This window comes from Halomonas sp. ND22Bw, assembly GCF_003011945.1.
GTDB lineage: Bacteria > Pseudomonadota > Gammaproteobacteria > Pseudomonadales > Halomonadaceae > Halomonas > Halomonas halophila.
The window spans coordinates 1-250 of sequence record NZ_PXWD01001430.1; the positions used below are offsets into that span (position 1 = coordinate 1).

Below are 250 nucleotides of genomic sequence, written 5' to 3' on the forward strand. Positions count from 1 at the left end.
CGGACCTGCGTAAACGAATAGTGCACGGTTGGAATACCGACACTCCACCAGTCGCGGCCTGATGCGCGAGACCACCCCCGAACGCCGCCAGGAGCACCCCACGATGAGCACCCTGGCACTGGACCCGCCCGAGAAGATCTCGAGCGATGACATGGACTACGACCCACGTCTGGACGTCGAAGCGCAACTGCTGTGCGCCCTGCTGTGGGCACAACCTACCGAAGCCCGCCGAGTGGTCGGCACCGTGACC

1 protein-coding gene is annotated in these 250 nt (G+C 64.8%); it reads left to right on the forward strand.

The genetic code is table 11. The features are described 5' to 3' along the window. Window positions 1-28: 28 nt before the first annotated feature. The coding region (locus CVH10_RS22925; protein ID WP_219925038.1) for a hypothetical protein at window positions 29-250 on the forward strand (222 nt) is incomplete at its 3' end.